Origin of the sequence: Bacteroides ndongoniae, from assembly GCF_900108345.1 — a bacterium.
Classification (GTDB): Bacteria; Bacteroidota; Bacteroidia; order Bacteroidales; family Bacteroidaceae; genus Bacteroides; species Bacteroides ndongoniae.
In genome coordinates, this window is the sequence record NZ_FNVV01000013.1 from 191,010 (window position 1) to 201,676 (window position 10,667).

The window sequence follows — 10,667 nt, forward strand, 5'->3', positions numbered from 1 at the left end:
AATTTTTATTAATCTTTTGACCATAGAAAGAAAACTCACTTTTTATATTGAGTTTTCTTTCTATCTTTGCTTCGTTTAATTTTCAACATGGAATCCATAGTAATGGGTTTGTACAGAGAGAGAGCATCGATATGGAAGAAAATACGAAGAATCCTGCCCCGCGGGCTGAACTGAAAAAACGAATCATCGACAGTTCGCTCGAGGCATTTACAAAACATGGCATCAAGAGTATCACGATGGACGAGATAGCCTCCTCGTTGGGCATCTCGAAACGTACCCTCTACGAGGTGTTTTACGATAAGGAGACACTGCTGGAAGCATGCGTGCTTCGCCGCCAGGAAATGGAGGAACAGTACCTGAAGGAGGTACAAGCCGTAGCCGGCAACGTGTTGGAAGTGATCTTGAAGCTTTTCCAGTACAGCATCGAGCAGTTTCATGCCACCAATAAGAAATTTTTTGAGGACATAAAGAAGTATCCGCGGGTGGCTGAGCTGATGATGAACCGTCACAACCGCAACTCGGAAGAGGCCATCCGTTTCTTCGAGGAAGGCGTTTCGCAAGGTCTCTTCCGCGATGATGTCAATTTTGAGATCATGAGCCTGCTTGTACGCGAACAGCTGGACTTGCTGATGAACACGGACATTTGTCAGAAGTATTCGTTCCTCTCTGTTTACGAAACAATTATGTTTACTTATCTGCGTGGCATCTCGACCATCAAAGGGGCGCAGGTCTTGGAAAACTTTATCTGTGAATATCGTAGAAACAAGCGATAACGTTTCCTGCATTTTTCGTACTTTTGCCCTCCTCTAAGGAGTAAGTATGGAAAAAAATGCATTGAAATATACCGCTATCTGGGTCTTCCTTGTGCTGGGTGGGCTGTTGCTGATGTACCTGCTGCCCGACCTGAACATTGGCGGGCATAAGCTGAGGCGGGTCGATCTGCTGAGCGACGTGCGTCCGCCTGCTGTTCCGCTCGAAGAACCCGATACGCTGCTGCCTCCGCCGCCCAAGCCGAAGCCGGCCTTTGCCGATACGTGCCGTACGGGCATGACCTGCATCGAAGACTACAGCGATTCCGCCATGCGTGGCATGGCTCCTTTCTACCGGGCACTGGACGAATTGTCGTCCCGCTCGCGCCGGGTGGTGCGCATCGCCTACTTCGGCGATTCCTTTATCGAAGGCGACATCCTGACTGCCGATTTGCGCGAGATGCTGCAGCGCAAGTACGGTGGCCGTGGGGTAGGTTTTGTGCCCATCACTTCCATCGTCAGCGGGTTCCGCCCCACCGTACGCCATACCTTTGGCGGTTGGGAAAGCCATTCGGCAATGGACTCGGTGGCTTTCGACAAGAGCCGGCAGGGTATCTCCGGCCATTACTTCATTCCCGGCCCCGGCGCCTATGTCGAGCTGAAGGGGCAGAGCAGATATGCCTCTCTGCTGGATACGTGCCGGCGTGTCTCCATCCTGTTCTGTAATAAGGGTGAAACCACCATTACGGTGCGTGTCAACCGCAACGAACCCGTTACTGAAACGTTTCAGCCTACCGGCGGCCTGCAGGCGATGACCGTAGAAGGCCGTATCGGGTCGGTCCGCTGGACGGTGGATCGGGCCGACTCTACGCTGTTCTATGGCGCAACGATGGATGGCGACGCGGGCATTGCGGTAGATAATTTCTCGCTGCGCGGTACGTCGGGACTCTCTCTGCGCTCCATACCGATGCATACGCTGCGCGAATTTGACCGCGAACGCCCGTACGACCTCATTGTTCTTCAGTACGGGCTGAATGTGGCTACCGAGCTTGGCAGGAAGTACGATAAATACATAGCCGGCATGCATACCGCGCTGGAGCACCTGAAGGAAGCCTTTCCGCAGGCCGGCATCCTGATTGTGGGCGTGGGCGACCGCGACTACAAGACCGAAGAAGGCGAGTTGCGAACCATGCCGGGAGTAAAGAACCTGATGCGTTATCAGCAGAATCTGGCGGCCGATGCCGGCGTGGCATTCTGGAATCTGTTCGAGGCCATGGGTGGCGATGGCAGCATGGCACGACTGGTGGAGGCGAAACCTGCAATGGCCAATTACGACTATACACACATCAACTTCCGCGGCGGAAAGCATCTGGCAAAATTGCTGTACGAAGCGCTGGTTTACGGAAAGGAACAGTATGACAGGAGGCGTGCTTATGAAGAAATGGAACCTTGACAAGCTGTCGGCCGGGTGGCGCAACGCATTGTGCTGCTTAGTGTGGATGCTGATTGCCGTGCCGGTGGTGCAGGCGCAGGATGCCGTGCCGCTTTGCCCCATGCCGGACGTGGTGGCGGTCGGTGCCGATACGTTGCCGGTCTGCTCCATGCGTACCGATACCATTGCTCTGCCGCGGCTGACGTATCCGGCTGCTTTCCGGCAGTTGGCCGACAACGTACTGACCGACAGTCTGGGCGTCCTCGACCCGATCTGGGAGCAGTTGAGGCTGCGTCACTTGGGCGTCGTGACGGACACGTTGCGCATCGTCCACGTGGGCGACAGCCATATCCGCGGACATATCTTCCCACGCACGGTAGGCGAAGCGATGCAGCGCGATTTTGGTACGGTCAGTTATACCGACCTCGGCATTAACGGGGCGTTTTGCGTCACCTTTACCCGTCCCGACCGTATAGACCAGATAGCCGAGCTGCATCCGGACATGCTGATACTGTCGTTCGGTACCAACGAGAGCCATAACCGTCGATACAACTCCATGACCCACTACAGGCAGATAGATGACCTGGTGCGTATGCTGCGCGAACGTTTGCCGGAGGTGCCCATGCTGATGACGACCCCTCCCGGCTCGTACGAAAGCTTCCGCCAAAGCCGGCGCCGTCGTACCTATAAGATCAATCCCCGTACCGATAGGACCGTGCAGACCATCCGCCGCTATGCCGACGACAATGGTCTGGCCGTCTGGGACCTGTACAATATTGCAGGAGGTGTCAGACGCGCCTGCCTGAACTGGCAGGAGGCCGGCCTGATGCGCCCCGACCATGTGCACTATTTGCCCGAGGGCTATCGTCTGCAGGGCGAGATGCTGTATCAGGCTCTGCTGAGGGCTTACAACGATTATTGCATGGGGATGAGATAAGATTTGATGAAACTCTAAATTCAGTTGTTTTATGGATGATTTGTTTTCCTGGCTCCATATCGACGTGACGCGTTTGCGCGATGTCTTTGTGTACGATCCGCATTCGCCGATGATCTTCAGCAGTGGCATTTTTCTCTGGCTGTTTGCGGCCTTTATCGTCGTCTATCTGCTGTTGCAGCGTCGTACGACGGCCCGGCTGATGTTTGTCACGTTGTTCTCGTATTATTTCTATTATAAAAGCAGCGGTACCTATTTCTTTTTGCTGGCCGTCGTCACCGTAAGCGACTTCCTGCTTGCCCTGCTGATGGACCGTACGGTGACCCGCTGGAAACGCAAGCTGTGGGTGGTCGTCAGTCTGTGTGTCAACCTGGGCTTGCTGTGCTACTTCAAATACACCAATTTCCTGCTCGAATGCTGGGCATCGCTGACGGGCGGCACCTTCTCCATGCTGGACATCTTCCTGCCTGTGGGCATTTCGTTTTTCACCTTCCAGTCGCTGAGCTACACCATCGATGTGTATCGGCGCGAGATAAAGCCGCTCACCAATTTGCTCGATTACGCATTCTATGTATCCTTCTTCCCGCAATTAGTGGCGGGTCCCATTGTGCGCGCCCGCGACTTTATCCCGCAGATCCGCCGCCCGTTGTTTGTTTCCAACGAGATGCTGGGGCGCGGCATCTTTCTGATAGTGAGCGGCTTGTTTAAGAAGGCGGTGATATCCGATTATATCAGCGTCAACTTTGTAGAGCGCATTTTCGATAACCCTACGCTCTATTCGGGGGTAGAGAACCTGATGGGGGTATATGGCTATGCGTTGCAAATCTATTGCGACTTTTCGGGCTATAGCGATATGGCGATAGGAATAGCCTTGTTGCTTGGTTTCCATTTCAATATCAACTTTGACTCGCCCTATAAATCGGCCTCGGTCACCGAGTTCTGGCGCCGTTGGCACATCTCGCTGTCCAGTTGGCTGCGCGACTATCTGTACATCTCGCTTGGAGGCAACCGGAAGGGGAAAGTGCGGCAGTACGTCAACCTGATTATTACCATGTTTCTGGGTGGGCTGTGGCATGGTGCTTCCTGGAACTTTGTGCTGTGGGGTGTGCTTCACGGTGTGGCCTTGGCAGTGCATAAGTTCTGGATGTCGCTGACGGGGCGCAAGAAGGGCGAGCAGAGTCATGGCATCCGGCGTTTCTTCGGGGTGGTCGTAACTTTCCACTTCGTATGTTTCTGCTGGATCTTCTTCCGCAATGCCGACTTCGCTACGTCGGTCGATATGCTTCGACAGATTTTTACCGTGTTCCGTCCGCAACTGTTGCCGCAATTGCTGGCCGGTTATTGGGAAGTGTTTGCCCTGATGGGGCTGGGATATGTACTTCACTTCCTGCCCGACAGTTGGGAACGTGCCTGTACAAAAACAGTAATCCGCCTCCCCCTGCTGGGAAAGGCGGTACTGATGATTGCACTGATTTATCTGGTTATTCAGATGAAGAGTTCGGACATCCAGCCCTTCATTTATTTCCAGTTCTGATCTGTCGCTATCAGTCTATTTCTATCTCGTCGAGGAAGAGGAAGGCGGGATTGCCTGCTCCGTTGTGTCCCTTGGGCAATACGGCAGGTCTCAGGGTGAGTTGTACATAGCGCGTCCGTACGGGGGCGAAGTCGATGCTGTAGTCTTCGATGCCTCTTGTATCGGGCGCAGTCTTCACGGGGAATGTTTTGGTGGCTATTTCGCGGTACGACTGTCCGTCGTCGGAGATGGCTACGTGCATCTCGCTGCATCCCATGATCCAGTCGCCCAAAGATACGAAGGCATGAGTTCCGGCACGTCTGATTTCGTCTCCGCTTGTTCCTAAGTCGATCACAGCCGTGATGTCTCCGCCGATGAAACCGAGCCATTCGCCCGAGGCAAAGTTGTCACTGCCCCGTTGTCCGTCAACCAGCATGGAGGCTCCCGCATACGTATATTTCGGAGATGGCTGTATGCCGGTCAGCTGAATAGGGCAGAGTGTGGCCTTGTTGAAGAAGAAATCGCGCTGCAGCACTTTGCTATCGTTTCCGTCCGCACGGATGGCGATGGCTTTCAGTTGGGTTGTCTGATCGATGCTGATGCCTGCCGTGTCGTATGGCTGAGAGGTTTCGTTGGGTTGGCTGCCGTCGAGGGTATAGTAAATAGGGGCATTGTCAACGGTGTTCAAGGTGATCAGGGCTGATTTCTTCGATGTTTTTCCGGTTGGGGCAGGTGAGATTTCGGCCCGGATGTCGAAGATGTGTTTGGCATAGTTCAGTCCGTCTCTTTGATAAAGTTGGATAAGAGAGAGTAGGCGTTTTACAAAGTCATTGTAATCTTTCTTCTCAGGTTGTGTCCACTGTACTTCGGCAAGGGCGGCCATGCGCGGAAGCACCATGTACTCTACCTGTTCGGGTGACAGTATGTATTCGGTCCACAAGTTGGCCTGTGCTCCCAGAATGTGTTTCTTCTGTTGGTCGTTGAGGCCCTCAGTGGGCTCAAGGCTATATACTTTTTCTACCGGAACATATCCTCCGATGGCATCGTAAGGCTCGTTGGCCTTGTCGGCGCTTTGGAAGTAATCGAAGTAGCAATAGGTGTTCGGTGTCATGATGACGTCGTGTCCCATCTGGGCCGCTTTGATGCCTCCTGCACTGCCTCTCCACGACATGACGGTGGCGTTGGGGGCTATGTCGCCTTCCAGAATTTCGTCCCATCCGATGATTTGTCTTCCTTTCTCATTCAGGAACTTCTCGATGTGTGCCATGCAATAGCTTTGTAAACGATCTTCTGCACTGTGCTCTTTGTCGGCTTTCAGTCCTTTGGCACGGATTAAGGCCTGACACTTGAGGCACTTTTCCCAGCGGGTGCGTGGAGCTTCGTCGCCTCCGATGTGGATGTATTTCGATGGGAAAATATCGATAATCTCTGTCATTACATCTTCCAGAAATGGTAAAGTCTTTTCGTTGCCGATGCAAAGCACGTCTTCGAATACGCCCCAAAGGGGAGACACTTCATACGGGCCTCCGGTGCAACCTAATTCGGGGTAGGCTGCCAGAGCTGCCAGCATGTGTCCGGGAAGGTCTATTTCGGGGATAACGGTGATGTAGCGTTCTTGTGCATAGCGTACGATTTCGCGTGCTTCATCCTGGGTGTAGAAACCACCGTAGGTCGTGTTGTCGTATTGGTCGGTATTGTGTCCGATGACGGTACGGTTTCGTGTAGAGCCAATTTCGGTCAGTTTCGGATATTTCTTGATTTCGATTCGCCAGCCCTGGTCTTCGGTGAGGTGCCAGTGCAGAGTATTCATGTTATGCAGAGCCAGCAGGTCAATATACTCTTTGATAAATTCAACGGGGAAGAAGTGTCTTCCTACATCCAGCATCATACCACGATAAGCAAAACGGGGGGCATCGTTAATTTCGCCTGCGGGCAATAGGAGGGTAGCTCCTTGAGCTACGGCTGGGATAGATTTGCGTAATGTCTGTATGCCGTAGAATACACCGTTTTCGGTCTGTCCTTCAATGCGGATGCCTTCTGCCGAAGTACTTAACTTGTATCCTTCGGGATTGGTTATTTCGCTGTTGAGGCCTAAAGTGATACATCCTGTTGCACTTTCTCCTTCCTTTATGGCTTTAGTCTGGAGGGTATAACCGGTCGATTGAGCAATGTATTCAGCCAAAAATTCTGCATTGCGTTTCAGTAACGGGTTATTCTCCGGATAGGCTATTATTGTGCTTCGTGTCAGCTTGAACGGAGAGTCTTGTGTAAGGTTAACCTCTTGCGGGAGGGGAACCACGGAGTAGGAGGCTTGTTGCTCATTCGAAGAACAAGCGGCAAAAGCAAGTGCTACAATTGGTAAAAGATACTTTTTCATATGGTTAATTATTTAAGGATTAGGTTGCAAAGTTATTAAAATCCACGGATTTTTATATTTGTTTTCTTAAAATCTTATAAGGCATAATGCTCTGCATCTGTTTTACTTTATATTTATTATTTTTGTATGCCGGAAACCTCAGTAATCAGGCTTAAACTGGGCAGTTTCCTTGATTAAGTGTTATATATTTTAGTTTGATTTAATATGAAAAGAAATTTTTGTTTGTTATCTGTTCTTTTGCTTTCTTTATGCTTGTATACCAATGCTTTTGCACAAAAGAAAGTTTCTATTTTAGGTGATTCTTATTCTACGTACGGAGGTTATGTTTCTCCGTCTGTTAATATCTGCTGGTACGATGCTGAAGTAGGAGGTAAGAATGCTCAAAACGATGTACGGCATGTGGAAGAGACCTGGTGGTATCGGCTGATAAAGGAAAACGGCTATCAGTTGGAGCGTAATAATTCATTTTCGGGAGCTACCGTCTGTTGTACCGGTTATGATAAGAACGACTATTCTGATCGGGCTTTTATCACCCGTATGTATAATCTGGGACGTCCCGATGTGATTTTTATATTTGGTGGGACAAATGATAGTTGGGCAGGTGCCCCGATTGGAGAATATCAATATTCCGATTGGAGTAAAGAAGATTTGTATCAGTTCCGTCCGGCTTTTTGCTTTTTGCTCGATTCCCTGATCAAGTTGTATCCGGAGGCAACCATTTATAATATTACCAATTCGGAATTGTCAGCTGAAGTAACATCTTCAATGGCCGAGATATGCCGTCATTACAATGTGCAGAACATCCTTTTGCATGATGTGGAAAAACAATCTGGTCATCCTTCTGTAGCTGGTATGAAGAGTATCTGTGAACAAGTGGCGAGTGTTGCATGCAAGTAGTAGCTTTGTCTTTTAAGATAAAGAAGACTTTTTTGATGAAGGGGCAATCTTTAATATAACTTTTAGCCCCTTCATCTTTCTTTTCTGAATTCGTATTCTTTCTTCCTCCAAATCTTTCTCTTTTCTCCTCCTTGTCCTTTCCTTTTGGCCATTTAGTCCCTTTCTTTCCCCCTTTTCCCTTTCTATCTCCTTTTTCTTCTCTTTTTCCCCTTTCGCGCGCGCATGTGAATATATAATGTGTTCCCTTTTCCTTTCCCCGTGATTCCTCCTTTAAAAACATGTTCTACAACATATCTATAAATCAGCTATTTAGCAAAAACTTCATCAAAAAGTTGAAAAAAAGTGTTTGATATATTTGGAGCATAATTAAAAACCCACTACTTTTGCACCCGCTTTCGAGAACGAGAGCAGCGGCGAAATGACATTCTGAGATACGCGGAACAAACGATTCGCAGTTTTAGATCTTTTTCTGCTTACATTCTGTAAGGAAAGTGAGCCTGAAGGTAATCTTTGTCAAGCAGCGCTTCACAAAGAACCCCTGAAAAAGAAAAACGAAAAAAAACTTCGAAAAAATTTGGAAGATATGAAATAAAGTTCTTATCTTTGCATCCGCTTTCCGAAAGAAAAGCCTTCGTCAAGAAGAAACGATCTATGAAGAGATTACATAAACAATACGTAGTACAAGAGCGGAGAAATGAAGATTGCAAGATCTGATTTCTCCGGGTAAAGAAGAACCGTCAATGCTCTTTCCTTATATATATATAAAGAAAGAGAAGAATTGAGAACTTCGGTAAATCAATCGGTCGTCCTGAACAGAGCAAATGCCGACAGGCAACTGTCGCAAAAGATATTCTTACAATGAAGAGTTTGATCCTGGCTCAGGATGAACGCTAGCTACAGGCCTAACACATGCAAGTCGAGGGGCAGCATGATTGAAGCTTGCTTCAATTGATGGCGACCGGCGCACGGGTGAGTAACACGTATCCAACCTTCCGCTGACTCGGGGATAGCCTTTCGAAAGAAAGATTAATACCCGATAGCAAAGGACTTCCGCATGGATATCCTTTTAAAGGATTCCGGTCAGCGATGGGGATGCGTTCCATTAGATAGTTGGCGGGGTAACGGCCCACCAAGTCGACGATGGATAGGGGTTCTGAGAGGAAGGTCCCCCACATTGGAACTGAGACACGGTCCAAACTCCTACGGGAGGCAGCAGTGAGGAATATTGGTCAATGGGCGAGAGCCTGAACCAGCCAAGTAGCGTGAAGGAAGACTGCCCTATGGGTTGTAAACTTCTTTTATACGGGAATAAAGTCATCCACGTGTGGATGTTTGTATGTACCGTATGAATAAGGATCGGCTAACTCCGTGCCAGCAGCCGCGGTAATACGGAGGATCCGAGCGTTATCCGGATTTATTGGGTTTAAAGGGAGCGTAGGCGGGCTTTTAAGTCAGTTGTGAAAGTTTGCGGCTCAACCGTAAAATTGCAGTTGATACTGGAAGCCTTGAGTACAGTAGAGGCAGGCGGAATTCGTGGTGTAGCGGTGAAATGCTTAGATATCACGAAGAACTCCGATTGCGAAGGCAGCTTGCTGGACTGTAACTGACGCTGATGCTCGAAAGTGTGGGTATCAAACAGGATTAGATACCCTGGTAGTCCACACAGTAAACGATGGACACTCGCTGTTGGCGATATACGGTCAGCGGCTTAGCGAAAGCGTTAAGTGTCCCACCTGGGGAGTACGCCGGCAACGGTGAAACTCAAAGGAATTGACGGGGGCCCGCACAAGCGGAGGAACATGTGGTTTAATTCGATGATACGCGAGGAACCTTACCCGGGCTTGAACTGCAGCGGAATTATCCGGAAACGGATAAGCGAGCAATCGCCGCTGTGGAGGTGCTGCATGGTTGTCGTCAGCTCGTGCCGTGAGGTGTCGGCTTAAGTGCCATAACGAGCGCAACCCTTATATCCAGTTACCATCAGGTCATGCTGGGGACTCTGGATAGACTGCCGTCGTAAGATGTGAGGAAGGAGGGGATGACGTCAAATCAGCACGGCCCTTACGTCCGGGGCTACACACGTGTTACAATGGGGGGTACAGCAGGCCGCTACCTGGCGACAGGATGCCAATCTCCAAAACCCCTCTCAGTTCGGACTGGAGTCTGCAACCCGACTCCACGAAGCTGGATTCGCTAGTAATCGCGCATCAGCCACGGCGCGGTGAATACGTTCCCGGGCCTTGTACACACCGCCCGTCAAGCCATGAAAGCCGGGGGTACCTGAAGTGCGTAACCGCAAGGAGCGCCCTAGGGTAAAACCGGTGATTGGGGCTAAGTCGTAACAAGGTAGCCGTACCGGAAGGTGCGGCTGGAACACCTCCTTTCTGGAGTGACGTCCGAAAGATGAAGTTCGGATGGTTCTCTTACCGTTCTCTTGTACCTGCGTGATTGTTTTTACGATATTGCGAGAAAAGTAGAAGCCGAGCCGAAAGGCGAGGGTTAGACTGACAGTCCTATAGCTCAGTTGGTTAGAGCGCTACACTGATAATGTAGAGGTCGGCAGTTCAACTCTGCCTGGGACTACCTGAAAATATCTGGGGGATTAGCTCAGCTGGCTAGAGCACCTGCTTTGCAAGCAGGGGGTCAACGGTTCGAATCCGTTATTCTCCACTTATGTGATGGGATGCCTGAATTTTGATTCTTCATTCATAATTCTTCATTCTTCATTCACGACGATCTATGACATGATGTACAAAATGAAAGTA

Annotated in this window: 6 protein-coding genes, 2 tRNA genes and 1 rRNA gene; 8 read left to right on the forward strand and 1 reads right to left on the reverse strand. The window is 50.1% G+C overall.

What is annotated here, in order from left to right:
• The first annotated feature begins 131 nt into the window (after positions 1 to 131).
• Genes BQ5591_RS05095 through BQ5591_RS05110 form a run of 4 tightly spaced genes read left to right on the forward strand, consistent with a single transcriptional unit; the run spans position 132 to position 4,649 of the window.
• On the forward strand, positions 132 to 773 hold the full coding sequence (locus BQ5591_RS05095) for a TetR/AcrR family transcriptional regulator (protein WP_071148654.1): 642 nt from the start codon (positions 132 to 134) through the stop codon (positions 771 to 773).
• 46 nt (positions 774 to 819) lie between these two features.
• Positions 820 to 2,202 (forward strand): SGNH/GDSL hydrolase family protein, encoded by a 1,383-nt coding sequence (locus BQ5591_RS05100; protein WP_071148655.1) that lies wholly within the window; start codon positions 820 to 822, stop codon positions 2,200 to 2,202.
• On the forward strand, positions 2,183 to 3,118 hold the full coding sequence (locus BQ5591_RS05105; RefSeq protein ID WP_235817043.1) for an SGNH/GDSL hydrolase family protein: 936 nt from the start codon (positions 2,183 to 2,185) through the stop codon (positions 3,116 to 3,118). The genes BQ5591_RS05100 and BQ5591_RS05105 overlap by 20 nt, the downstream gene beginning before the upstream one ends.
• Positions 3,119 to 3,149: 31 nt before the next feature.
• Positions 3,150 to 4,649 carry an MBOAT family O-acyltransferase gene (locus BQ5591_RS05110; RefSeq protein ID WP_071148657.1) on the forward strand — a complete coding sequence of 500 codons (1,500 nt, stop codon included), beginning with the start codon at positions 3,150 to 3,152 and terminating at the stop codon, positions 4,647 to 4,649.
• Positions 4,650 to 4,659: 10 nt separating this feature from the next.
• Here BQ5591_RS05110 and BQ5591_RS05115 read toward each other — a convergent pair whose 3' ends face one another.
• Complete coding sequence (locus tag BQ5591_RS05115) at positions 4,660 to 7,014, reverse strand: beta-N-acetylhexosaminidase (RefSeq protein WP_449374829.1); 2,355 nt, start codon at positions 7,012 to 7,014, stop codon at positions 4,660 to 4,662.
• Positions 7,015 to 7,209: 195 nt separating this feature from the next.
• Between BQ5591_RS05115 and BQ5591_RS05120 the strand changes: the two genes are divergently transcribed.
• From BQ5591_RS05120 to BQ5591_RS05135, 4 genes are all read left to right on the forward strand, one after another.
• Positions 7,210 to 7,902: an SGNH/GDSL hydrolase family protein gene (locus BQ5591_RS05120; RefSeq protein WP_071148659.1), complete on the forward strand. Its 693-nt coding sequence runs from the start codon at positions 7,210 to 7,212 to the stop codon at positions 7,900 to 7,902.
• Between the two features lie 855 nt (positions 7,903 to 8,757).
• A 16S ribosomal RNA gene (locus BQ5591_RS05125) occupies positions 8,758 to 10,286 on the forward strand.
• Positions 10,287 to 10,411: 125 nt separating this feature from the next.
• A tRNA-Ile gene (locus BQ5591_RS05130) sits at positions 10,412 to 10,485 on the forward strand.
• A 13-nt stretch (positions 10,486 to 10,498) separates the two neighbouring features.
• A tRNA-Ala gene (locus BQ5591_RS05135) sits at positions 10,499 to 10,572 on the forward strand.
• Positions 10,573 to 10,667: the final 95 nt, after the last annotated feature.